Source organism: Sciscionella marina DSM 45152 (assembly GCF_000379465.1).
Lineage (GTDB): Bacteria > Actinomycetota > Actinomycetes > Mycobacteriales > Pseudonocardiaceae > Sciscionella > Sciscionella marina.
Genome location: NZ_KB905392.1, coordinates 40562 through 64150 on the forward strand (window position 1 = coordinate 40562; position 23589 = coordinate 64150).

General features: G+C 70.0%; 24 protein-coding genes and 1 riboswitch. Of the genes, 11 read left to right on the top strand and 13 right to left on the bottom strand.

All coding sequences use genetic code 11. The features are described from left to right. Window positions 1–28: 28 nt before the first annotated feature. Window positions 29–1924 (bottom strand): heavy metal translocating P-type ATPase, encoded by a 1896-nt coding sequence (locus tag A37U_RS0117000; RefSeq protein ID WP_020497859.1) that lies wholly within the window; start codon window positions 1922–1924, stop codon window positions 29–31. Between the two features lie 43 nt (window positions 1925–1967). Here A37U_RS0117000 and A37U_RS0117005 point away from each other — a divergent pair, with 43 nt between their 5' ends. Then, complete coding sequence (locus tag A37U_RS0117005; RefSeq protein ID WP_020497860.1) at window positions 1968–2312, top strand: ArsR/SmtB family transcription factor; 345 nt, start codon at window positions 1968–1970, stop codon at window positions 2310–2312. Between the two features lie 6 nt (window positions 2313–2318). On the opposite strand, the gene A37U_RS0117010 is transcribed toward A37U_RS0117005, so the two are convergent. Continuing rightward, on the bottom strand, window positions 2319–3182 hold the full coding sequence (locus tag A37U_RS0117010) for an SAM-dependent methyltransferase (RefSeq protein WP_020497861.1): 864 nt from the start codon (window positions 3180–3182) through the stop codon (window positions 2319–2321). A 116-nt stretch (window positions 3183–3298) separates the two neighbouring features. Further along, window positions 3299–3895 carry a helix-turn-helix domain-containing protein gene (locus tag A37U_RS0117015; RefSeq protein WP_020497862.1) on the bottom strand — a complete coding sequence of 199 codons (597 nt, stop codon included), beginning with the start codon at window positions 3893–3895 and terminating at the stop codon, window positions 3299–3301. A gap of 21 nt (window positions 3896–3916) precedes the next feature. On the opposite strand from A37U_RS0117015, the gene A37U_RS0117020 reads away from it, so the two are divergent. The 4 genes from A37U_RS0117020 to add all read left to right on the top strand — a co-directional run bounded on the left by A37U_RS0117020 (window position 3917) and on the right by add (window position 6712). Then, entirely contained in the window at window positions 3917–4426 is a 510-nt protein-coding gene (locus A37U_RS0117020) for a GNAT family N-acetyltransferase (RefSeq protein WP_020497863.1), read from the top strand. Continuing rightward, the gene (locus tag A37U_RS53670) at window positions 4423–5112 is read left to right on the top strand and encodes an MFS transporter (RefSeq protein WP_240437603.1); all 690 of its coding nucleotides are present in this window, start codon (window positions 4423–4425) and stop codon (window positions 5110–5112) included. Before A37U_RS0117020 ends, A37U_RS53670 begins: the two co-directional genes overlap by 4 nt. Continuing rightward, window positions 5073–5609 (top strand): MFS transporter, encoded by a 537-nt coding sequence (locus tag A37U_RS53675; RefSeq protein WP_020497864.1) that lies wholly within the window; start codon window positions 5073–5075, stop codon window positions 5607–5609. Before A37U_RS53670 ends, A37U_RS53675 begins: the two co-directional genes overlap by 40 nt. Window positions 5610–5704: 95 nt before the next feature. Further along, the gene (gene add / locus A37U_RS0117030; RefSeq protein WP_020497865.1) at window positions 5705–6712 is read left to right on the top strand and encodes an adenosine deaminase; all 1008 of its coding nucleotides are present in this window, start codon (window positions 5705–5707) and stop codon (window positions 6710–6712) included. A 6-nt stretch (window positions 6713–6718) separates the two neighbouring features. Here add and cobA read toward each other — a convergent pair whose 3' ends face one another. Genes cobA through A37U_RS0117055 form a run of 5 tightly spaced genes read right to left on the bottom strand, consistent with a single transcriptional unit; the run spans window position 6719 to window position 13115 of the window. After that, a complete protein-coding gene (cobA, locus tag A37U_RS0117035; protein ID WP_020497866.1) occupies window positions 6719–7927 on the bottom strand; it encodes a uroporphyrinogen-III C-methyltransferase in 1209 nt (402 codons plus the stop codon). Then, complete coding sequence (locus A37U_RS0117040) at window positions 7924–9123, bottom strand: bifunctional cobalt-precorrin-7 (C(5))-methyltransferase/cobalt-precorrin-6B (C(15))-methyltransferase (protein ID WP_020497867.1); 1200 nt, start codon at window positions 9121–9123, stop codon at window positions 7924–7926. Before A37U_RS0117040 ends, cobA begins: the two co-directional genes overlap by 4 nt. Before the next feature lie 7 nt (window positions 9124–9130). Beyond that, window positions 9131–10513, bottom strand: a complete 1383-nt coding sequence (locus A37U_RS0117045) for a cobyrinic acid a,c-diamide synthase CobB (protein ID WP_020497868.1) — start codon at window positions 10511–10513, stop codon at window positions 9131–9133. After that, entirely contained in the window at window positions 10507–11121 is a 615-nt protein-coding gene (gene cobO / locus A37U_RS0117050; protein WP_020497869.1) for a cob(I)yrinic acid a,c-diamide adenosyltransferase, read from the bottom strand. The genes A37U_RS0117045 and cobO overlap by 7 nt, the downstream gene beginning before the upstream one ends. Window positions 11122–11138: 17 nt before the next feature. Beyond that, window positions 11139–13115 (bottom strand): magnesium chelatase subunit D family protein, encoded by a 1977-nt coding sequence (locus tag A37U_RS0117055; protein ID WP_020497870.1) that lies wholly within the window; start codon window positions 13113–13115, stop codon window positions 11139–11141. Between the two features lie 54 nt (window positions 13116–13169). Then, window positions 13170–13237, bottom strand: a riboswitch (cobalamin riboswitch). Window positions 13238–13341: 104 nt separating this feature from the next. Here A37U_RS0117055 and A37U_RS0117060 point away from each other — a divergent pair. Then, window positions 13342–14484, top strand: a complete 1143-nt coding sequence (locus A37U_RS0117060) for an 8-amino-7-oxononanoate synthase (protein WP_020497871.1) — start codon at window positions 13342–13344, stop codon at window positions 14482–14484. Between the two features lie 3 nt (window positions 14485–14487). On the opposite strand, the gene A37U_RS0117065 is transcribed toward A37U_RS0117060, so the two are convergent. Beyond that, complete coding sequence (locus A37U_RS0117065; protein WP_020497872.1) at window positions 14488–15282, bottom strand: S1 family serine peptidase; 795 nt, start codon at window positions 15280–15282, stop codon at window positions 14488–14490. 154 nt (window positions 15283–15436) lie between these two features. Here A37U_RS0117065 and A37U_RS0117070 point away from each other — a divergent pair, with 154 nt between their 5' ends. Next, on the top strand, window positions 15437–15976 hold the full coding sequence (locus tag A37U_RS0117070; RefSeq protein ID WP_020497873.1) for a YbhB/YbcL family Raf kinase inhibitor-like protein: 540 nt from the start codon (window positions 15437–15439) through the stop codon (window positions 15974–15976). Between the two features lie 83 nt (window positions 15977–16059). Beyond that, on the top strand, window positions 16060–17442 hold the full coding sequence (locus A37U_RS0117075) for a mycothione reductase (RefSeq protein WP_020497874.1): 1383 nt from the start codon (window positions 16060–16062) through the stop codon (window positions 17440–17442). A gap of 219 nt (window positions 17443–17661) precedes the next feature. On the opposite strand, the gene A37U_RS0117080 is transcribed toward A37U_RS0117075, so the two are convergent. After that, a complete protein-coding gene (locus A37U_RS0117080) occupies window positions 17662–18930 on the bottom strand; it encodes a CynX/NimT family MFS transporter (RefSeq protein ID WP_020497875.1) in 1269 nt (422 codons plus the stop codon). 48 nt (window positions 18931–18978) lie between these two features. Here A37U_RS0117080 and A37U_RS0117085 point away from each other — a divergent pair, with 48 nt between their 5' ends. Genes A37U_RS0117085 through A37U_RS0117095 form a run of 3 tightly spaced genes read left to right on the top strand, consistent with a single transcriptional unit; the run spans window position 18979 to window position 20942 of the window. Further along, a complete protein-coding gene (locus A37U_RS0117085; RefSeq protein WP_026197298.1) occupies window positions 18979–19653 on the top strand; it encodes a FadR/GntR family transcriptional regulator in 675 nt (224 codons plus the stop codon). A 3-nt stretch (window positions 19654–19656) separates the two neighbouring features. Then, window positions 19657–20052: a VOC family protein gene (locus tag A37U_RS0117090; RefSeq protein WP_020497877.1), complete on the top strand. Its 396-nt coding sequence runs from the start codon at window positions 19657–19659 to the stop codon at window positions 20050–20052. Next, the gene (locus A37U_RS0117095) at window positions 20052–20942 is read left to right on the top strand and encodes a hypothetical protein (RefSeq protein WP_020497878.1); all 891 of its coding nucleotides are present in this window, start codon (window positions 20052–20054) and stop codon (window positions 20940–20942) included. Before A37U_RS0117090 ends, A37U_RS0117095 begins: the two co-directional genes overlap by 1 nt. On the opposite strand, the gene A37U_RS0117100 is transcribed toward A37U_RS0117095, so the two are convergent. Genes A37U_RS0117100 through map form a run of 3 tightly spaced genes read right to left on the bottom strand, consistent with a single transcriptional unit; the run spans window position 20935 to window position 23580 of the window. After that, a complete protein-coding gene (locus A37U_RS0117100; protein WP_020497879.1) occupies window positions 20935–22398 on the bottom strand; it encodes a cobyric acid synthase in 1464 nt (487 codons plus the stop codon). The genes A37U_RS0117095 and A37U_RS0117100 overlap by 8 nt on opposite strands. After that, the gene (locus tag A37U_RS0117105) at window positions 22395–22700 is read right to left on the bottom strand and encodes a cupin domain-containing protein (RefSeq protein WP_020497880.1); all 306 of its coding nucleotides are present in this window, start codon (window positions 22698–22700) and stop codon (window positions 22395–22397) included. Before A37U_RS0117105 ends, A37U_RS0117100 begins: the two co-directional genes overlap by 4 nt. A gap of 22 nt (window positions 22701–22722) precedes the next feature. After that, on the bottom strand, window positions 22723–23580 hold the full coding sequence (gene map / locus A37U_RS0117110; protein ID WP_026197299.1) for a type I methionyl aminopeptidase: 858 nt from the start codon (window positions 23578–23580) through the stop codon (window positions 22723–22725). Window positions 23581–23589: the final 9 nt, after the last annotated feature.

The following is a 23589-nucleotide window of genomic DNA, read 5'->3' on the forward strand; positions in this document are numbered from 1 at the left end:
TCGCCGCCGCGGTTCCGCGTCGAGACCGCTAACCGGAACCGGCCCGGGCGCGCGCCCGGCGCCAGGCGCGGGAACCGAGCAGCCGCAGCCCGTTCAACCCGACGAGGACCGTGGACCCCTCGTGCCCGGCAACGCCGAGCGGTAACGGCAGCACCCCGGCCAGATCCCAGACCACGAGCCCGAGAATGAACGCCGCGGCGATCACCAGGTTGGCCACGACCACCCGTTCGGCCCGGCGGGCGAGGGCGAGCACCGTGGGCACCGCGATCAGTTCGTCCCGGACGAGCACGACATCCGCGGCGCCGAGGGACAGATCGGCACCCGCGCCACCCATGGCGAGCCCGGTGCTCGCGGCGGCGAGTGCGGGAGCGTCGTTCACCCCGTCGCCCACCACTGCGAGCCGCGCACCCTCGGACTCGTATCCGGCGATCAGTTCCCGCTTCTGCTCGGGAAGCAGGCCCGCGTGCACGGTGCGGATGCCCAGCTCGTCCGCGATCGGTCGCGCCGCGACGGAATGGTCCCCGGTGACCAGGACGGCACCGGTTCCGGTCAGCCTGGTGCAGCACGCGACCGCCGCGGCGGCACCGGTGCGGGTACGGTCCGCGATCCCGAGCACACCGATCGGCTTTCCGGCCTCACTCACCAGCACCGCGGTACGGCCCCGGGCACGCACCTCGGCCAACACGTCGTCCATTGTGGACTGTCCACGGTGAACACCGACCTCGATCTGCGTGCCACCGACCCGGCCGCGAACCCCGTGCCCCGGCCGGGCGGAGAAGCCGTCCACCGGCGCGAGGGACAGCTCGCGTTCGCGTGCCGCGTCCAGGATCGCGCCCGCGAGCGGATGTTCGCTCGGGTACTCCACCGCAGCGGCAAGGGCGAGCACATCCTCTTCGGCCCGGCCGGCGGTGTGGATCTCGGCGAGTACCGGGGCGCCCTTGGTGAGGGTTCCGGTCTTGTCGAAGGCGAACCGGGTGGTACGGGCGAGGCGTTCGAGTGCGACGGCGGATTTCACCAGCACCCCGTTGCGGCTCGCGGTGGCGATCGCGGCCAGCAGCGGCGGCATGGTGGCGAGCACGAGCGCACACGGGGAGGCCACGATCATGAAGGTCATCGCCCGCAGCAGCGCCTCCTGGAACGGGGTGCCGATGGCGAGCGGGATCGCGAACAGCAGCACGGTCGCGGCGACCATACCGAGCGAGTACCAGCGCTCGACCCGCTCCACGAACAACTGTGTGCCCGCCTTCGTCGCGCTCGCCTCGCGCACCGATTCGGCGATCCTGGCCAGCACGCTGTGCCCGGCGGTGCGCCCGACCCGGATGCGCAACACCCCGGTCCCGTTCCCGGTGCCCGCGAAGACCTCGTCCCCGGCGAACGTGGCCACCGGAAGCGGCTCCCCGGTGATACTCGCCTTGTCCACCTCACTCTCCCCGTGCAGCACGATCCCGTCCGCGGCGATCCGTTCCCCGGGGCGCACCAGGACCTCGTCCCCGACCGCGAGCTCCGCGACCGCAACGGCGTCTTCTCCGCCCGCCGTCACCCGGCTCGCGGTCTCCGGGGCGAACCGCAGCAGCCCGCGCACCGATTCCTCGGTGCGCCTGGTGGCCAGCGCTTCGAGGGCACCGGAGCTCGCGAAGATCACGATCAGCAGCGCCCCGTCCATGAACTGACCGATCGCGGCCGCACCGATGGCGGCGAGCACCATCAGCAGGTCCACATCCAGGGTCTTCCCGGCGAGCGCGCGCACCCCGGCGACGGCGGGTTCCCAACCACCGGCGAGATAACAGGCCAGATAGGCGGACACCCACACCCATTCCGGGCAACCGCTGAGTTCCGCGGCAAGCCCGAGCAGGAACAAACCCAGTGCCATGGCGGCGAACCGCACTTCGGGGACGGCGAACACGAACCCAAGATAGCAGAACATATGAAGATGTCTTCAATTATGGGTTGTGGGCTACGCTACTCGCGTGGGACACACACCGCAGGTGCGCCAACCGGTCGAGGATCTCGATCCACAGAGCGCGGCGAACGTCGCCGAGACACTGCAAGCGCTCGCCACCCCCAGCCGGTTGCGCATTCTCGCCAAACTGCGCGCGGGCCCGCTCCCGGTCACCGAACTCGCCGAGGCGGTCGGCATGGAGCAGTCCGCCGTCTCGCACCAGCTACGGCTGCTGCGCACCCTCGGACTGGTGACCGGCACCCGCAATGGGCGCAGCATCATCTACCGGCTCTACGACAACCACGTCGCGCAGCTGCTCGACGAGGCCGTGTACCACAGCGAGCACCTTCGCCTCGGCCTCACCGATCGGTGACGTGCGCTATCGGCGCGCGTTCACGATCCGCATGCCGCCGAGCAGGTCCCGGGTCCGCCCGCCGATGTGCCGCCCGTACCCCTGCTCGATCGCCTCGATGCCGCGCGGCTCCACCGACCATCCTTTGCCGCTCAGGAATTCCGCGAAGTCCGCGCGTTCCTCCTGGCTGACCAGATCGGCGAAGCTGACCCCGAACTGCTCGGAGGCGTCCGCGACCCGCTCGTCGTGTATGAACGAGCCGGTTGCCAGTGCGCCCGCGTCTTCCACCGAGATCATGCTGCCTGGGGCGGAGAGCTCGTCGATCCGCGCGAAGAGCTGATCCTCGGCCTGTGCGGGCAGATACATCAGCAGTCCCTCGGCGAGCCAGGCGGTCGGCAGTTCCGGGTCGAATCCGGCCGCGCGCAGTGCGGACACCCAGTCCTCGCGCAGATCGGTGCCCACCATGTGGTGCCGGCACACCGGTTCGGCGCCGCGCGCCTCGAGCACGTCCTGCTTGAACGCGAGCACCTTTGGCTGGTCCACCTCGAACCAGCGGGTGTCCGGTGCGACCGAGAGCCGGTAAGCCCGCGCGTCCAGTCCGGCGGCGAGCACCACGACCTGCGGCGTCCCGGCCTTCTCCAGGAACTCGTCGAAAAACCTGGTGCGCACCGCCATGTAGTCGACCATGGAGAGCCAGAATTCCTCGTCCACGCCCCGTTGCCCGTCCCGGATCGACGTCGCCGGGTTCGCCGACTCGACGAAGGCGGCCGCGTATTCGTCGGTGATGAGCGGATCGGCGCTGGCGGTCTCGGCGGCACGCGCGGCAGCGACCATCAGCGCCGTGAAGCCAACACTGGAGACGATGTCCCATTCCTCGTACGCCTGCGTCATGGCCGACCTCCATCGCGAATACACCCGGACAACAGTGGACAGGACCGCTTTTCACACCGTGGCACGAGCCACCGGATAACCGTCCGCTTTGCCCGAATCCCTGACTGTGAGCTTGCTCATGCCCCGGGATCGGCGGCACTCCAGCGCCGTACCGGGGCCGCATTGCGCGGGCGCATGATCAGCGCGGCGATGTAGTAGTGGCACGGTTCCGCGGTGAGGTTGGCGTAGCTGTGCACGGCATCCGCGGAGAAATACAGCGAATCGCCCGCCTCGAGGTGGTAGACCTCGGCGCCGACCCCGATGCGCAGGCCGCCCGATTCCACGACGACGAACTCGTGCGAACCCGGGGCATAGGCCGGATATTCGCCCGCGGCGCAGTGCGGTGGCAGGCTGGAGCGGATCCATTCGAAGTTCACCCCGGGAACCACCGGGGACAGCACCACGCGCCGCCAGCCGCCCGGTTCGTCCACCACATCCTGCTCGGCGGCCCGGCGCAACACCGTGCGCGGCCCCTGATCCAGCAGTTCGGTGAGCGGCACGCCGAGCCCTTCGGCGATCCTGGCCAGCACCACCACCGTCGGCGCCTTCTGGCCGCGCTCCACCGAGGACAGCATGCTCACGCTCACCGAGGCCGTCGAAGCGAGCTCCTGCAGGGTCATCCCCCGCTCGCCACGCAACGCCTGGATGCGCTTTCCCAGTTCACCGAGATCCATGATTCCGCTATAATAGTCATAATGTTCTCTATAGAGAAAGCGGCGGTCCGGCCCGCCTGTCTGGAGGATCTGCCCGCCGTCACCCGGATCTACGAGCACTATGTGCACACGAGTCTCGCGACCTTCGAGGAGAACCCGCCAGACCTCGCGGACTGGCGGGCCAAGTTCGCCGAGCTGTCCGCACGGGGGCTGCCGTTCCTCGTCGCGCAGTCGGATACCGCGATCCTCGGTTATGCGTACCTCGGTCCCTGGCGGCCGAAACCCTCCTATCGGTACACGGGCGAGGACACCATCTACCTCGCTCCCGGGCAGTCCGGGAAGGGCCTCGGCAAGGCGCTGCTCGGCGAGCTGCTGACGCGCGGCGCCGAAGCGGGCGTCCGCCAGCTGATCGCGGTCGTCGTGGACACCGGGGATCCATCCTCCGCGGCGCTGCACCTGGCGTTCGGCTTCACCGAGGCCGGTCGGCTCACCGGGGTCGGCGAGAAACACGGCAGGATCCTGGACACGGTCCTCTACCAGCGCTCGCTATGACCCGGCGAGCTGCGCTGCTCGGCCTGTGCGCGACCGAGATCGTCAGCTGGGGCGTGCTCTACTACACGTTCCCCGTGCTGCTCGGCGCGGTGCTGCGGGAGACCGGCTGGTCGGCTGGTGCCGCGATGGGCGCGTTCTCCACCGGACTGGTCGCCTCCGCGGTGTGCGGGCCCTTCGTCGGCCGCTGGATCGACCGGAACGGCCCGCGTGTGGTGATGACGACCGGATCGGTCCTCGGTGTGCTCGGCCTGCTGGCGGTGGCGAAGGCCCCGAACCTCCCGCTGTTCTTCGCGGCCTGGGGACTCACCGGAGCGGCCCAGGCCATGCTGCTCTATCAGCCCGCCTTCGCCGCGCTGACCCGCTGGTACGGCACCGAGCGGGTGCGGGCGCTCACTGCCGTGTCCCTGGTCGGCGGCCTGGCGAGCACCGTGTTCGCGCCGATCGCGGACGGGTTGCTCGGGCTGCTCGGCTGGCGCGGATGTCTGCTCGTGCTCGCCTGCCTGCTCGGCGCGGTGACCTTTCCGGTGCACTTCTGGTGCCTGCGGCTGCCCTGGCCGCCCGATCGGCAGCGGACGAACGCGGCAAACGGGGATCACGTCCGTACCGTCGCGCGCGCAGCCCGGCCTTCTGGTCGCTGGTGTGCGCGATGGTGCTGGCCGGGTTCGGCATGTACGCGGCCACGGTGAACCTGGTGCCGCTGTTCACCAGCCGAGGCGAGTCGAACACCGCGGGCGCGATCGCCCTCGCGCTGTGCGGGGCCGGGCAACTGCTCGGCAGGCTCGGCTACGGCCGGTTCAGCGCGCGGTTCGGACCGGGGTCCCGCACCGTCGCCGTGCTCGCCCTCGGTGCGCTGATGACCGCCCTGCTCGCCGTGGTGTCCGGACCGGCCGCCCTGGTGATGGTGCTCGGAGCTGGTGCCGGTGCGGTGCGCGGGGTGTACACGCTGCTGCAGGCGACCGCCGTCAGCGACCGCTGGGGAACCGCGCGGTTCGGCACGCTCAATGGGCTGTTCAGCGCACCACTCACGCTGGCGATCGCGCTCGCCCCGTTCGGCGGGACCGGACTGGCCGCCCTGTTCGGCGGCTACGGCACGGCGTTCGCGATCCTCGCCGCGCTCGTCGCCCTCGGTGCCCTGCTCGCGACCAGCGGCCGGGTACGCCGAGCCGGTGCGGCACCGGGCTGAGGAAGTATCGGGCTGAGGGAGTATTCGGCTGAGGGAGTATTCGGCTGAGGGAATATTCGGTTGCCCTGTCACCGCGAGGCAATAAGGTCTCTCGTATGACCATCCCCGCATTCATCGCCGCGCTGCCGAAAGCCGAACTGCACCTGCACCTCGTCGGCTCGGCCTCCCCGGAAACCGTGCTCACGCTCGCGCGCAGGCACCCGGACGGCGCCGTACCGACCGACCCGGCGGAGCTGGAGCGGTTCTACGAATTCGTCGACTTCCCGCATTTCATCGACAACTACGCCAAAGTGGACGAACTGGTACGCACCGGTGAGGATGTGCGCGAGCTGGTACTCGGTGCCGCACGCGACGCCGCCAAGTGCCAGGTGCGTTACGCCGAGATCACCGTGACCCCGGTGATGCACATCCGCAAGGGAGTGGCCCCCGAAGAACTCGGGGAGACCCTCACCGCGGCACGCATCGAGGCCGCGCAGGTGCACGGCGTCGAGCTCAACTACATCTACGACATCCCGGCCGGTTTCGGTGGCACCGAGGAGACCGTGGACTTCGCCGTCCGCGTCCGTCCGGAAGGGACTGTCGCATTGGGACTCGCCGGTCTCGAGGACGGCTACCCGCGCGCCGGCTTCGCGGACGCGTTCGCCACCGCACGGGATGCCGGGCTGCACGTGGTCGCGCACGCCGGGGAGACCACCGGCCCGGACGAGGTGTGGGCGGCGGTACGCGAACTGCACGCCGAGCGCATCGGGCACGGGATCGGCAGCGTGACCGATCCGGAACTGCTGGATCACCTGGCGCGCAACGGAATTCCGCTGGAGGTGTGCCCGATGTCCAATCTGCGCACCAGGGCAACGGAATCCTTCGAGGCCCATCCGCTCCCCCGCCTGCTGGCCTCCGGTGCCCCGATCACACTGAGCACGGACGATCCCGGGATGTTCCACACCGATCTGGACACCGAGTACACCGTCGCGGCCCGGTTGTGCGAGCTCGACAAGGAAGGTCTCGCCGAGCTGGCCCGCAATTCGATCAGGTATTCCTACGCGGCACCGGAAATCGCCGAACGCATACTCGCCGAGATCGACTCGGTACTCGCTTCGGCCTGATCGCGGTCAGGCGCCGAACCCGGCGACCTCCCCGATCACCACGATCGCGGGAGGCGTGAACTCCTGTTCGCGCGCCTCGGCCGCCACCTGCGCCACGGTGGACCGCAGCACCCGCTGGTTGCGGGTCGCACCGTCGGCGATCACTGCGGCCGGGGTGTCGCCCGGTTTCCCGTTCGCCATCAGCACTTCGGCGAACTCGCCGAGCCGCTGCATGGCCATCATCAGCACCAGGGTGCCACGCAGTCTGGCCACCGATGGCCAGTCCACGAGGCTGCTCTCGTCAGCGGGGCCGACATGCCCGGAGACCACGACCACCTCATGGGTCACGCCGCGATGAGTGACCGGAATGCCCGCACTCGCCGGGGCGGAGAAAGCACTGGTCACCCCGGGAATCACGGTCACCGCGATCCCCTCCTCGGCGCAGGCGAGCACCTCCTCGAATCCCCTGCCGAACACGAAGGAATCGCCGCCCTTGAGGCGCACCACCCGTTGCCCGGCACGCGCGCCCTCGATCAGCGCCGTGTTGATGGCCTGCTGGGTGGCCGCGCGCCCATAGGGGATCTTGGCGGCGTCCACGATCTCCACGTGCCCGGACAGTTCGTCGAGCAGCGCACGCGGGGCGAGCCGGTCGGCGACCACGAGGTCCGCGCGCGCCAGTTCGCGGCGGCCGGCCACAGTGATCAGGTCCGGGTCGCCCGGACCGGCACCCACGAGCACCACGCCCGCGGTCTTCGCGCCGAGTTCGCCCGCCTCGGCCAGGGCTCCGGTGCGCAGTGCCTCGAGCACCACATCCCGTACCGCGGCGGAACGCCGGTGCGCCCCACCGGCCAGCACCCCGAGCACCATCCCGTCGTGTTCCCCGATCGCCGGGGTGACCGCGGTCCCCGCGGCAGCCAGATCGGAACGAACACAGAACACCCGCCGCCGCTGGGCCTCCTCGACCACCCGGACGTTGACCTCCGGATCCGAGCTGGCCGCGATCGCGTACCAGGCCCCGTCCAGGTCCCCCTCGGCGTAACCGCGCCGCTGCCAGGACACCTCACCGGATTCGATCATCCCGGACACCGCGACGGTGACCTCGGGCGCGATCAGCTCCACCCGCGCCCCGGCCGCGATCAGCCTCGGCAGCCGCCGCTGCGCCACCCCGCCGCCGCCGATGAACACGACGCGCCGGTCCCGCAGGTCGAGCCCGGCGAGATAGTGGTCCTCGCTCATCGAACTCCCCACAACAGCACATCCTGACTCGCCGGTCCCATGCCGACACCTCCACCGTCGAACTCCGCGAGGCCCGCGACCGCCAGCTGCCGCCCGGACACCCGGTATCCCTTGTCCCGCAACATGTCCCGATAAGCACCCAGCTTGGTCAGATCGGCCACCGAGGTGACGATCCGGTCCGCCCCGCTCGCCACGACCGCGGCGAACACCTCCTGGCCCGCACCGCCGACGTACACCGCGTCCGGTTCGGGCAGCTCCTGCAGCGATCCGGGCGCCGGTTCACCGACCAGCCGCACATCCACATCGTGCCGGGATGCATTCGCCAGCACCCGCACCGATTGCCCCGGATCGGGCTCCACCGCGACGACCGCCGCACCGAGCCGTGCGCATTCCACCGCGATCTGCCCGGCGCCCGCGCCGATGTCCCAGACGAGCTGACCGGGACGCGGGGCCAGTCTGGCCAGGGCGAGCGCGCGCACGGCGTCCGCGGCCAGTTCCCCCTCGCGGTGCGCGAACGCCTCGCTCTCCAGCGCCCAGCCACCGTCCGGCGGGCACGGTTCCCCGCACCCGTTCCAGTTCTTTCCCTGGCCCAGCTGGGATTCCGCAAAGGAGAACACCACGTTCGGGAACCGCCACAGTCGTTTGGCCGCCTCCGCCGCATCCACTGTGGACAGTGTCTCGCGCGGGGTGCCGATCTCCTCGGCCACCACGAGACTGCGCCGCCAGCCGTCCAGTCCCGCGCCCAGTTCGGTCGGTCCGGCTCCCTGCGCGGTGAGCACGGCGACCGCCTTGCGCGCCCGGCACACGTTCAGCGCCCTGCGCAACCCGCCGTCGCTCCCGTCCACGATCGCCATATCGTCCCAGGGCACCCCGGCCATCGCGGCGAGCCGCTGCACCGGGCTCAGCGCGGGAAGCACTCTCGGCTCGATCCCGTTCTCCCGCAACGCGCCGAGCATGCCGAAGAAACCCGGATCGCCGTGCACCAGCACGACCACATTGCCGTCTTCCTTGCCGTGTTCCCGGTAGATCGCGCCGACACTCGAGCCGAGCGGCTCCAGATCCCGGTGCGGCACCCCGCGCGGCGCGAAGGCCTCGACATGCCTCGGCTCGCCGATGATCAAGGTCGCCTTGCCGATCAGGTGCCGCCCGCCCGGTGCGAGCGAGGTCCCGTCGACGCCGACAACGGTCACGGTCACGTTCGGTTCACCTTCTCCCGCGGGGCTGTGTGCTCCGCGGTAAGTCAACCATGTGCCGCGCGCAGGCCGCGACGAACCGGGTGATCGCCTCCGGACTGCCGACCGGATGGGTGTGCAGATACGAGGCGTGCACCTGCCCGGTCACGAACCCTTCCAGGCGATTCCCCGGCAGTCCCCACGCCGCCGTCTCGCCGTGCCCCGGCTCGATCGTGGTGCGGTGGAACTCGTGCCCTGCCACCCGTTCCCCGGCGCGGAACAGCACCGAATCGCTCGTGGCCACGGCATCCCGGTAGCCGAGCGCGAGGCGTTCGGTGAACCGGGCATCGGCCGGGACCACCCCGCACATCGGCACCCCGTCCAGGTGCTGTGCGAGGTAGAGCAGCCCGGCGCACTCGGCATGCACCGGTCCACCGGCCCGGGCGAACCCGGCGATCTCGGCGCGCAGTCCCGCACGCTCGGCGAGGTCCTTGGCGTGCAGTTCGGGGAACCCGCCGGGCAGCACCAGCCCCGCAGTCTCCGGAGGCAAGGCGGTGTCCCGCAACGGATCCAGGGTCACCACCCGGGCACCGGCGGCCTCCAGCAGTTCGGTGTGCTCGGCGTAGCCGAAGGTGAACGCGCGCCCGGAGGCCACCGCGACCACCGGTGATCCGGGCTCCGGTTCGAGCCCGGGCGCCCAGTCCGGTCCGGTCAGCGGGGGCGCGGAGCGGGCCACCCGCACCACCGCGTCCAGGTCCAGGTGTTCGGCGACGAGCTCGCCCATCCCGCGCACCGCGGCCTCCGCCTCGGCACCGTGCTCGGCGGCGGTGAGCAGGCCGAGATGCCTGCTCGGCACCCCGACCTCCGCCGCGCGCGGCAGCGAGCCGAGCACCTCGAGCCCGACCTCGTTGGCCGCTTCGGTCAGCACCTCGGTGTGTCGCGGCGAACCGACATTGTTCAGGATCACCCCGGCGATCCGCACCCCGGAGGAGTAGGTGCGGAAGCCGTGCAGCAGCGCGGCGAGGCTTCGGCTCTGCCCCCTGGCGTCCACCACGAGCAGCACCGGGGCGTCAAGCAGTTCGGCCACGTGCGCGGTGGAGCCGAACCCCTCCGCGCCGAGCCGCCCGTCGTAGAGCCCCATGACGCCCTCGATGACGGCGAGATCCGCCCCGCGCGCCCCGTGGCCGAACAGCGGGGCGACGGTGTGTTCCCCGACGAGCACCGGGTCCAGATTGCGGCCCTGGCGCCCGGCCGCGAGCGTGTGATATCCGGGGTCGATGTAGTCGGGGCCGACCTTGCCCGGTGCGACCACGTGCCCGCGCGCCCGCAATGCCGCCATCAGACCGGTGGCCACCAGGGTCTTGCCGGTTCCCGAAGCGGGAGCGGCGATCACCACCCGGCCGGTGCTCACCACTCGATACCCCGCTGGCCCTTCTGCCCGGCATCCATCGGGTGCTTGACCTTTTCGGTGCGCAGCACGAGATCGGCGGCCTCGATCAGCTCGGCGGGCGCGTCCCTGCCGGTGATCACCACGTACTGATGCCCAGGCCGGTCACGCAGCACCGAGACCACTTCGTGCACGTCCACCCAGCCCCACTTGAGCGGATAGGTGAACTCGTCGAGCACGTACAGGGTGTGCTGCTGCTGCCCGATCCGCCGGGTGATCTCCCGCCAGCCCTCCAGCGCGGCCGCGGCGTGGTCGGACTCGGTGCCCTGCTTGCGCGCCCAGGACCAGCCCTCCCCCATCTTGTGCCATTCCACCGGGCCGCCCTGGCCGGTCTGTTCGTGCACCTCGCCGAGCGCGCGGAACGCGTTCTCCTCCCCGACCTTCCACTTCGCCGATTTGACGAACTGGAACACCCCGATGGACCAGCCCTGGTTCCACCCGCGCAGCGCGGTGCCGAACGCGGCGCTGGACTTCCCCTTCATCTCCCCGGTGTGCACCATCAGCAGCGGCCGGTTGCGCCGTTGCCGCGTGGTCAGCCCGTCCTCGGGCACGGAGTTCGGTTTTCCTTGTGGCATAACGGTTCCTCCGTTCCTCAGGCCGCGCGCACGATTCCGGCCACTCCGTCCGCGGAGAGGTGTTCCAACCGCAGGCACTGCCCGGACATGGCCTCGGCCAGCCGCCCCGCGAGCCCGAGCCGGACCGGTCCGCTCTCGCAGTCGACCACGATGCCCGCCACGCCGTCCGCGGCAAGCCCGGCCGCCACCGCGTCCGGGTTCTGACCGGCCGTGGCCCGGCCGTCGGTGACCACCACCAGCAGGCAGCGCCGGTGCGGATCACGCACCCGTTCGGTCGCGGCGACCTTGCGTGCGGTGTGCAGTCCCTCGGCGAGCGGGGTACGCCCACCCGTGGTCACCCTTCGCAGCCTGCGCACCGCGGTGTCCACGCTGTTCGTCGGTGGCAGCAGCAGTTCCGCGCCCGCGCCGCGGAAGGTGATCACCCCGACCTTGTCCCTGCGCTGATAGGCATCGCGCAGCAGCGAGATCACCGCCCCGGTGACCGCGGACATCCTGGCCCGTGCCGCCATCGAGCCCGAGGTGTCCACCGCGAACAGCACCAGGTTCGACTCCTTGCCGACCCGTACCGCGCGCCGGATGTCCTGGGCGCGCAATACGAGCCCGGAACCGTCCCGCCCGCGCTCGGCCTGGAACGGCGCCGCGGCGCGCAGTGTGTCCGTCAGGTGCAGCCCGGTGCCGTCCGCGCCCGAGCGCACCGTGCGCCCGCCCGTCGTGCGGGCGACCGAACGCTTCCCAGGGGCACCCGCGCCCACGCCGGGCACGGCGAGCAGCCGGGCGCGGAACGCCGGATCGGGTGCCTCCGTGGTGCGTTCGCTGGAAGACCCCTGCTGCGATGTTCCGTTCTGCGGGGTCCCGTTCTGCGGGGTCCCGTTGCCCTCATCCGGCGCGTCCTGTCCGCCGCCTGGCCCGCCTGGCCCGCCTGGCCCGCCGTCCGGACCGTCACCGTCCGGCTCCGGTGGTTCCGGGGGTTCCTCTTCTTCGGCGGCCTGCGCGGCCTCGGACATGGCCTCGCGCAGCTGCTCCTCTTCGATTCCCGGTTCGTCGAACGGATCCCGGCGCCTGCGGTGCGGCAGCGCGAGCCGGACCGCGGCCTCCACATCCTGTTCGGCGACCGTCTCGGCGCCCCGCCAGGCCGCGTGCGCCACCGCGGTGCGCGCCACCACCAGGTCCGCGCGCATCCCGTCGACATCGAAGGAAGCACACACCGAGGCGATGCGGCGCAGCTCGGCATCCGGCAGCCGCACCGAACCGAGCAGAGCACGCGCCCGCACGATGCGCTCGGCGAGCCCGGCGTCCGCGCTCGCCCACTGCGCGGCGAATCCGTCCGGGTCGGCTTCGAAGGCCAGCCGCCTGCGCACCACCTCGGTCCGCGGTCCGACCTCCCGGTCCGCGGACACGGTCACGGTCAGCCCGAAGCGGTCGAGCAGCTGCGGGCGCAGCTCGCCCTCCTCCGGGTTCATCGTGCCGACCAGCAGGAACTGCGCGGCGTGCGAGATCGAGACCCCCTCACGCTCCACGTGCGCGCGCCCCATCGCGGCGGCGTCGAGCAGCAGGTCGACGAGGTGGTCGTGCAGCAGGTTCACCTCATCCACGTAGAGCACCCCGCGGTGGGCGTCGGCGAGCAGACCGGGCTGATAGGCACGCACCCCATCGGTGAGCGCCCGCTCGAGGTCCAGCGAGCCGATCACCCGGTCCTCGGTGGCGCCGACCGGCAGCTCCACGAGGGTGGCCGGGCGTTCGCGGGCCGCGGTGGCGTGCGGTCCGTCCGGACAGTCCGGGTCCGGGGCGCCGGGGGCGCAGGCGAAGCGGCAGTCCTCGAGCACCTCGACGGCGGGCAGCAGTCCGGCGAGCGCACGCACGACCGTGGATTTGGCCGTGCCCTTCTCGCCACGCACGAGTACCCCGCCGATCGCCGGGTGCACCGCGTTGAGCAGCAGGGCCAGGCGCAGGTCGTGCTGGCCGACAACGGCGGAGAACGGGAACTGGGCAGGCACGGGGCAAAGCTCCTTCCTCGGGTGTCCACGCCCGAGCGACAGGTCGGTTCACGAGAGTTCCTGGCTCCCGGATCGCTCCGGTCACAGTGGCGGGACCGCGCCGGATTCGCACCGGCTTCCTCTCGGGGCGCGCAGGGGCGCTCCAACGTCCCGACGCTAGCCGGTCGGCGCGCGCGCACCAACCCCGGCTGCAGTGGCGCCCGCCACGGAGGACAGACTGCCAGACATGTTCGACCCCGAATCCGCGTTCGCCTGGCTGGACGAACAGGCGGGCAAACGAGCCGAGGCCGGGCTGACCCGGCGGATCCGGCCACGGCCGCCCGTGTCCGGGCTGATCGACCTCGCCGGCGCCGATTATCTTGGCCTGGCCAGGAACAAGCGGGTCACCTCCGCCGCGGCGGCCGCCGCCCTGAAGTGGGGTGCGGGCACCACGGGTTCCCGGCTGGTCACCGGGAGCACCGAACTGCATGCCGAGCTGGAGCGCGAGCTCGCCGCCTATGCGGGGACCGAGGCCGCGCTCGTGTTCTCCAGCGGGTTCACCGCCAACCTCGGCGCGGTCACCGCGCTCTCCGGCAAGGAGTGCGCGATCGTGGCGGACAAATACATGCACGCCTCACTGATCGACGCCTGCCGCCAGTCCGGTTCGGCCGTCGCCGTCTCCGGGCACGCGGATGTGCCCGCCGTGACCAAGGCACTCGCCACTCGCAAGGTCACCAGGGCGCTGGTGCTCACCGAATCGGTGTTCACTGTGGACGGTGGCATCGCGCCACTGGCCGAGCTGCACGCGGCCTGCCGGGAACACGGGGCCGGTCTGGTCGCCGACATCGCGCACGGGTTCGGGATCCTCGGCGACGGCGGACTGGCCGAGGCGGGCCTGGCCAAGGCGCCCGATGTGGTGGCCACCGTCTCGCTGGCCACGGCGCTGGGCAGCCAGGGCGGCGCCGTGCTCGGACCGCGCCGGGTGATCGCGCATCTGGTGAACACCGCGCGCACGTTCCTCCACGACACCGGGCTCAACCCACCGGCCGCGGGTGCCGCCCTCACCGCGCTCAAGATCGCGAGGGAGGAGCCCGAGCGCGCCGCCCGGGCCCTCGAACATGCCGCCACCCTCGGCGAAGGGCTACGTGCGGCGGACCTTCAGGTCAGCGCCCCCGGTTCGGCCGTGGTCTCGGTACTCGCACCCTCCCCGCAGGCCGCCACCGACTGGGCCAACGCGGTGCGCGAACGCGGAGTCGCGATCGACTGTTCCCGTCCGCCGTCCGCCCCGGACGGGGTTTCCCGGCTGCGGCTGCGGGCACACGCGGAGCTGTCTGCCGAGGATGTGGAACTCGCGGTGCGGTCCCTCACCGAGACCGCACCGCGAAGCTGATCACTACTTCAGCTGGGCCTTGACGTCGTCGGCGACCGCGGAGACGCGAGTGTAGACGCCGTACTTGCCGGCCTGGGCGCAACCGTCACCCCAGGACACGATGCCCGCGAGGCGGCCGTCGACGACCAGCGGGCCACCCGAATCGCCCTGGCAGGAGTCCTTGCCGCCTTCCTTGACCCCGGCACAGGTCATAGAGGCCTTGTCGAACCTGTCCGTGTAGGCGCCGCTGCAGGTCTGGTCACTGGCCATCGGCACGGTGACCTTGCGCAGCAGCTTCTGGTACTGGCCGCCGCCATCCTTGATGTCGCCCCAGCCGAGCACGGTCGCGTTCGTGCCCTCGGTGTAGGCCTTCGGATCCGTGTTCAGTTCGGCCAGCGGCGCCTTGAGTTCCTTGTCCAGGGTCAGCACGGCGACATCGTCTTTCATGCTGTCCATGGTGAAATCCGGGTGCTGCCAGATCTTGGTGACCTTGGCGTGCTCGGCCTTGGCGTCGGTGCGGTCCGCCGATCCGGACACGATCTGGAAGAAGTCCGGCTGCTTCCCGTCGACACAGTGGGCCGCCGTGACCACCTTGTTCTTCGCCACCAGCGTCCCGCCGCACCAGTTGTCCCCATTGGACTGGTTCACCGCGACGATGGACGGGAAATCGGAGAGCTTGGCCTCCGTGCCGCCCACGATCTTCGGTTCCATGCCGGTGTGCTGCGTGGCGCCCGCGCTCCCCGCCGCGACGAGCGGGATCACCGCCGCGGCCGCGATCGCGCCGAACAATGCCCCGGCCCTGCCCCTGATGGTGCGCATCCTCTGGCTCCCTCCGTACGTTTCGTTCCGGCCATCCGATCACATCAGGTGGAGATCGTGCTGACTATCCGCACATCGGCGGGTATCTCGCTGTGAAATTTCACAGTGGGTATCGTGGCCACGCAATCCCGCGCAACGTATGGAGGGTCAGCCGATGAGCCTTGAGCGTCCTACCGCCCCCGATCCCTACTCCCTGCTTCCCTCGGTCGCTTCCTTCACCGTCACCTCGGCCGATGTCGCCGACGGCGGCGCGCTGCCGGACGCCCAGGTGTTCAACGGCATGGGCGTCTCCGGGCAGAACATCTCGCCGCAGCTTTCCTGGTCCGGTGCGCCGGATGCCACGTTGTCCTATGTGGTCACCTGTTTCGATCCGGACGCGCCGATTCCCGGCGGCTTCTGGCACTGGATCGTGGCCAACATTCCGGCCTCGGTGACGTCCCTGGACACCGGTGCCGGGGCGAGCGACGACAGCCTTCCCGGCGGCTTCCACATCGCCAACGACCTCGGCATGAAGGCCTACGCCGGTTCCGCCCCGCCCGCCGGGGACGGCGACCACCGCTACTACTTCGTGGTGCACGCGGTGGATGTGGACGCGCTCGAGATCGACGGCTCGGTCAGCCCGGCCGTGGTCAGCTTCAACCTCGCCTTCCACACCCTCGGCAGGGCGATCATCACTCCGGTCTTCGGCCACTGAGCCGGCGCGCGCGCCCGTCCGGAATGTCACCGGGCGGGCGCGCGTTGGCATTCCGGAAGGCAACCACGGACAAGGAACGGCGCATGCGGCACTTCGATCTGGTGATCATCGGCACCGGTTCGGCGAACTCCATTCTCGGACCGGAATTCGCCGGCAAATCGGTCGCGCTGATCGAGCACGGCACTTTCGGCGGCACCTGCCTCAACGTCGGCTGCATCCCGACCAAGATGTTCGTGCACACCGCCGATATCGCGGCGACGCCAGGGCATTCCTCGGCCTTCGGGGTGGACGAGACGCTCGACGCGGTGCACTGGCCGAAGATCCGGGACCGGATCTTCGGGCGGATCGACCCGATCGCGGCCGGTGGCCGGGACTACCGGATCAACCACGCGGACAACGAGAACGTCACCGTGTTCGAGGCACACGCGGTGTTCAGCGGACCGAAAACCCTGACGCTGAGCCCGAACGACGGCGGCGCGCCCGAGGAGATCAGCAGCGAGACCATCGTGGTCGCCGCGGGCGGGCGCCCGGTGATTCCACCGATCGAGGGCATCGAATCGAGTGGTTACCACACCTCGAACACGATCATGCGCCTCGAGCGGCTGCCACGGCGGCTGGCGATTCTCGGTTCCGGGTTCATCGCCGCCGAGTTCGCGCACGTGTTCGCCGCGCTCGGCGTCGAGGTCACGCTGATCGCCCGTTCCTCGGCGATCCTGCGGGCCGAGGACGAGACCGTCAGCGAACGCATCACCGAACTGCTCGGAGCGCGGTTCGCGCTGCGTCTCGATGCGCGTACCGAACGCGTGGCGCGCACCGGGGACGAGGTCACCCTGCACATCGCGGGGCAGGACCCGGTGGTCGCGGACGAACTGCTGGTGGCCGTGGGCCGCACACCGAACACGGACACCCTGAACGTGGCGGCCGCGGGCCTGGAGACCCGGGAGAGCGGTCATCTCGTCGTGGACGAGTATCAGCGCACCTCGGTGCCCGGGATCTACGCGCTCGGCGATGTGTCCAGCGAGCACGAGCTCAAGCACGTGGCCAATCACGAGGAACGGGTGGTGCAGCACAACCTGCTGCACCCGGACGAGCCGGTCGCCAGTGATCACCGCTATGTGCCGCACGCGGTGTTCACCGCACCGCAGATCGCCGCCGTGGGGCTCACCGAACGCGCCGCACGCGAGGCCGGGATCGACTACACCGTCGCCGTCCAGGACTATGCGGGCATCGCGTACGGCTGGGCGATGGAGGACACCACCGGCTTCGCGAAACTGTTGGCCGACAAGAAGACCGGGCTGCTCATCGGTGCGCACATCATCGGCCCGCAGGCCCCGACGCTCATCCAGCCGCTCATTCAGGCGATGAGTTTCGGCCTGCCCGCCATGGAGATGGCGCGCGGCCAGTACTGGATCCACCCGGCGATGCCCGAGCTGATCGAGAACGCGCTGCTGAACCTGGAACTCTGAGCGGCGCCGGGAATTCCCGGCCGGTCAGCGCGATCCCGGAGGCGAGCAGCAGCGTGGGATCGACGACAGCGGCAGACGATCAGCAGCACCCCGGCGGCACAGGTGAGGGTGAGCAGCACGAAGCCCAGCCCTGCCGGGTGTACCCCTGGGAAACGCCGAAGTGAGCGAGAGCCCGGTGATACCGCGCACCAGCCGGCCGATCCCGATGCCGATCGCCAGTCAGACGTGGCGAGCGCGTCCGGCGATCACACCGAGCACCAGTTCCACGCACAGCACCGCCAGCACCACGATCAGCGAGACCGTCCAGCTACCGGTCGCCCCGTGCAGCAGGCCGAACAGCAGCGGCCCACTCGCCGCGACCACGTACCCGAAACCCTGAGCCATGGCCGAGAGCCGGGTCGCATCGTGCGAGTCCTTGGCCCGCAGCGCGACCACCCCGAGCGCAAGCGAGAACACGCCCATTCCGGCACCGATCAGCACCGCCCACAGCCACGGCGCGGCCGTCGGGGCGAACAGCAGCCCGAGGAACCCGAGCATGGCCACGATGATCATCCCGGCGATCCATCCCGACTGGGTTTTGCTCCGGATCGCGATCGGGGCGACGATCAGGGACAGCGGCACACCGAGCACACTCAGCACGGCGAGCATCAGACCCGCCTGGTCGCGCGGTACGCCGTAACTGACGAACAGTTCGGTGATCCACCCCATGGCCACATAGGCCACGAGCGACTGGGTACCGAAGAAGCCGGTGATCGCCCAGGCGAGCGGGCTGCGCAACAGTGAGGTCTTGCGGGTGCCCGGTTCCGCGGCGGCCACGGTGCGCTTGGCGTGCCCGTGCCGCGCACCCAGTCCCCAGATGATCAGAGCGGCCACCCCGAGCAGCGCCCACGCCCCCACCGCGAGCCGCCAGTCGCCGAGGCCTCGGTTCAGCGGCGGGGTCAGCGCACTGGCCAGTGCCGCACCGGTGTTCAGCGCGGCGGTGTACAGACCGGTGGCCAGGCCGACCCGGTTCGGGAAGGACTCCTTCACCACCACCGGGATGAGCACGTTGCCGATCGCGATCCCGCCGGCCGCGATGAAGGTCCCGGCGAGCACCACGGCCTCGCCGTCCACGACGCGCAGGATCAGCCCGAAGGTCAGCACGACCAGCGCCGTAGCCACCGCGCGGGCCATACCGAGGCGCCTGCCCAGCCAGGGACCGGCCACCGCGGCGATCCCGAAACACACCGTGGGCAGCGCGGTGAGCACGCTGGCCCACAGCGAGGAGGCGCCCAGATCGGTGCGCACCTCGCCGAGAATCGAGGACATGCTGGTCACCGCGGGCCGGAAGTTCGCCGCGGCGAGGATGACACCGATCAGCAGTAGCGGCGTGCCGACGAGGGCCGCGTGCTTGCTGCGGATGACCTCTTCCGAAGCGCCGGTGTTCATCAGTTCGACGCTATGCCCCTGCACCTGGTCCTGGGGTGTCGAATCATGGATTCCCGCCATGGCTGCTACCGTAGCAAACGTAGGATCTTCGGATGAAGGGACGTTAGGATGGCCTTAGTCACCACTCAGCGGACCGGACTCGTGGACCAGGTCATCGAGCAGATGCGGACCGCGGTCACCGAAGGGGAATGGCCGATCGGCGAACGGATTCCCACCGAGTCCGAGCTCGTCACCTCGCTGGGCGTGGGCAGGAATACGGTTCGCGAGGCGGTCCGCGCGCTCTCCCACTCCGGACTCCTCGAGGTCCGGCAGGGCGACGGCACCTATGTCCGGGCCACCAGCGAACTCTCCGGGGCGATGCGCCGGCTGTGCACCGATGAACTGCGCGAGGCGCTCGAAGTGCGGCGGATGATCGAGGCGGACGGTGCCTACCACGCGGCGCTGCGCAGGACGGACGCCGATATCGAAGCACTGCGAACCGCACTGCACGAGCGCAATGCGACCGTTTACGGGGACGACGATGCCGCCGCGATCGAGGCCGATTTCCAGCTGCATCTGCTGATCATCGACTGCGCGCACAACACGCTGCTCGCCGAGCTCTACCGGGGCCTGATGGAGACGATGCGGGCCAGCGTCGCGACCACGTTCAACCGGGATGACAAATACCAGGACGACCAGATCATGCACGACGCCCTGGTCGAGGCGATCGTCTCCGGCGATGCCGAGCGCGCCGCGCGCGAGGCGGGCGGCTTCTTCGAGGACCTGCTGCGCAGGCACACCTGAACCATGAACCGGCTCGGCCTCATCACCCTGGTGGTACCCGACTACGACGAGGCGATCGACTTCTACGTTCGCGTCCTCGGTTTCGAACTGCTCGAGGACACCAGGATCGAGGAACACAAGCGATGGGTCGTGGTACGCCCGCGCGAGGCGAGCGAGACCGGACTGCTGCTGGCCCGCGCCGCGACCGGCAGACAGCGCGCCAGCATCGGCGAACAGACCGGCGGCCGGGTCGGTTTCTTCTTGTACACCACGGATTTCCCAGGCGAGTACCGCAGGCTGCACGCGGCCGGGGTGCGGTTCGAGGAACAACCGAGGCACGAACCGTACGGGACCGTCGCAGTGTTCACCGACCCGTACGGGAACCGCTGGGACCTGCTCGAACCGATAGACTCGCGGTGATGCAGTCCCCCACTCCGACCGTGCTCAGCGAACCGCGGTGGCACAAGCGCATGCTGGCGCACCGGCGGCGGATGGACGCGCTGCTCGAACCGCACCGGCGGCGCCGTGCGGCGAGCCAGCGGCACCCGGTCTACGACTTCCTGTTCACCTACTACTCGCACCGGCCAAGCAAACTCGCGCGCTGGCACCCCGGCCACGGCGTGCTCCTCTCCGGCACGGGGACGGACGAGTTCCTGGCCCACAAGGAATACCGCGCTTTCACCGAGGGTGTCGCGCTCGATCCGGAAGCCTGTACCGGCTCGCGCCTGCACACCGTGGAGTTCTACCGCGCACTGCTCGCCGCGACCGCGTCCCGGCGCGCCCGGCTGAACTGCTTCGGCCTGCACGAGTGGGCCATGGTCTACCGGCAGGATCCGGATCAGGTGCGGCACGCGGACTATCCGCTGCGGCTCGGTGGCGCGGGCACCGATGCGGTACTCGAATCACAGCAGGTGCGCTGCGGTCACTACGACGCGTTCCGGTTCTTCACCGAACCGGCCCGCCCGCGCAATACGCTGACCCCGACGCGGGAGCGCCAGATCGAGCTCGAGCAGCCCGGCTGTCTGCACGCGAACATGGATCTGTACAAGGCCGCCTACAAGCTCGATCCGTTCATTCCCGCGGAACTGGTCGCCGACTGTTTCGAGCTCGCCGCCGATATCCGTGAACTGGACATGTGCGCCAGTCCCTACGACCTCTCGGCGCTCGGCTACGAACCGGTGCGCATCGAAACCCCGCAGGGCCGCGCGGAATACGCCGCCCGGCAGGCCGAGTTCGCCGATCGGGCCGAACCGCTGCGCGCCGAACTCGTGCGCCAGTGCGACTCGATCCTCGACTGGGCCGCTAGCTGAGCAGTTCCCGGAGCACCTCCGTGTCGAGGTGGTCCGCGACGAGGTCCCCGAGCAAATCGAGCTGCGCGGCACGGATCTCCGCGAAGTGAATCCCGCCCGCAGCACGGAAATCACGCTTCGCGTGACCGGCCGCCCAATCCAGCAGCGTGCGGCGGAACGCGTCGTTCTCGCACAGCCCGTGCCAGTGGGTGGCGGCGATCGGACCGGCCAGGGCCCCGTCACCGCTGTCCACGAGCGGGTCGACCGCGCCGCGGCGGGCGACCAGGCCGTGGTGGATCTCGTAGCCGCGCACCGCCTGCCCCAGCGCCGACCCTTCCGGATTGCGCAGCGTCTTGGTCGGTGCGAACTCGATGTCCAGATCGAGCAGGCCGAGCCCGGAAACCGCCCCCTTACCGGATTCCACTGTGTCCACAATGGCCTTTCCGAGCATCTGGAAACCGCCGCAGATGCCGAGCAGCGGCTTCCCCTCGGCCACGTGCTGCTCGATCACTGCGGCAAGACCGGTGTGCCGCAACCAGTCCAGGTCGTCCACAGTGGACTTCGTACCGGGGAGCACGATCAGATCGGCATCCGCGCAGGAGCCTGGATCGGTGACGAACCGCGCCGCTACCCCAGGTTCGCAGGCGAGGGCATCGATATCGGTGCCGTTCGAGATCCGGGGCAGGCGCACCACGGCGACCCGCAGCCAGCGGTTGCCGACCGGTGGGGCCGGGCGGCCGATCGGTGTCGAGTCCGCATAGGACAGTGAATCCTCGGCATCCAGCCACAGCCGCGGCTCGTAGGGAAGCACGCCGTAGCACGGCCTTCCGGTGAGCGCGGAGAGCTGTTCCAGACCCGGTTCGAGCAGCGCGCGTTCACCACGGAACTTATTGATCACGAAGCCGCGCACCAGTTCCCGGTCCGCCTCCTCGAGCAGGTTCAGCGTCCCGTAGAACTGCGCGAAAACCCCGCCCCGGTCGATGTCCCCGACGACGAGCACCGGCAGATCGCGCGCCCTCGCCAGGCCCATGTTCGCGATGTCACTGGCCCGCAGGTTGATCTCGGCCGGTGAGCCGGCGCCCTCGCACACCACGACATCGTGGTCCGCGCGTAGTTCGTCCAATGTGGACACGACGGTACCGAGCAGGGCGGATTTCCGCTCGTGGTACGACATCGCGGTGACCGAGCCATCGACCTGTCCGCGTACCACGACCTGCGAACTGCGGTCACTGCCCGGTTTGAGCAGCACCGGATTGAGCCGGACATCCGGTTCGATTCCGGCCGCGAGCGCCTGCATCGCCTGGGCGCGCCCGATCTCCCCGCCATCCGGGGTGACGACGGAGTTGTTCGACATGTTCTGCGCCTTGAACGGGGCCACGGACACCCCCTTGCGGGCCAGCCAGCGGCAGATGCCCGCGACGAGCACGCTCTTGCCCGCGTCCGATGTGGTCCCGGCGACCAGCAGGGAACCCTTCATTCCAGCCATTCGGTGACGATGCGCTCGCTCTCGTGGATGTGCACCGCCTCATAGGTCTCCAGGACCGTGAACCGGTGCGGGATGTTCGCCGGGGCGACGAGGATCTGCCCGCCCCGGCCCTCGATCTGCTCGTCGCCGATGGTGAACAGCGCGCGGCCGCTGCGGATGACGAACGTCTCGGCGTAGGGATGCCGGTGCAGCCGTGGACCGCTGCCCGGCTCCGTGCCCGGTTCGATGATGAGCGAGACACCCGAGCCGAAGTCCGCTCCGTCGTGGTTCCCGCTCCACAATGCGGTCGTCATGCCCGGAAACGATACGCCGCGCTCAGGGCAGTGTCAGTATCTCGGCGCCGTCCGCGTTCACCACGAGGGTGTGCTCGAACTGCGCGGTCCAGCTCTTGTCCTTGGTGGTCACCGTCCAGTCGTCGGACCACACGTCGTAGTCGATACCGCCCAGCGTGATCATCGGCTCGATCGTGAAGGTCATCCCCTCCTCGATCACGGTGTCCACGGAGGGCTCGTCGTAGTGCAGCACGACGAGACCGGAGTGGAAGGAGCGGGCGATGCCGTGCCCGGTGAAGTCCCGGACCACCCCGTAGCCGAACCGGTTGGCGTAGGCCTCGATCACCCTGCCGACCACGTTGAGCTGGCGTCCGGGCCGTACCGCCTTGATCGCGCGCATGGTGGCCTCGTGGGTGCGCTCGACCAGTTGCCGCGCCTGTTCGCCGACCTCCCCGGAGAGGAACGTCGCGTTGGTGTCCCCGTGCACGCCGTCGATGAACGCGGTCACATCGATGTTCACGATGTCCCCGTCCTCGATCATGGTGGAGTCCGGGATGCCGTGGCAGATGACCTCGTTCAGCGAGACACAGCAGGACTTGGGGAAATGCCGGTAGCCGAGGGTGGAGGGATAGGCGTTGTTGTCGCAGAGGAACTCGTGGATCACGGCGTCCACGTCATCGGTCGTGGCCCCCGGCCGCACCGCCTGGCCACCGACCTGCAGAGCCTGCGCGGCGATCTTCGAGGCGACCCGCATCTTCTCGATGATCTCGGGTGGCTGCACCCACGGGTCCGTGTTCGGGGTCGGGGCGTCCTTGTCCACGTATTCGGGACGGGCGATGGACGCGGGGACCGGGCGGCGCGGGGCCTGCACACCGGGAACGAGAGGAGCGCGTACGGACATGCCTCCACC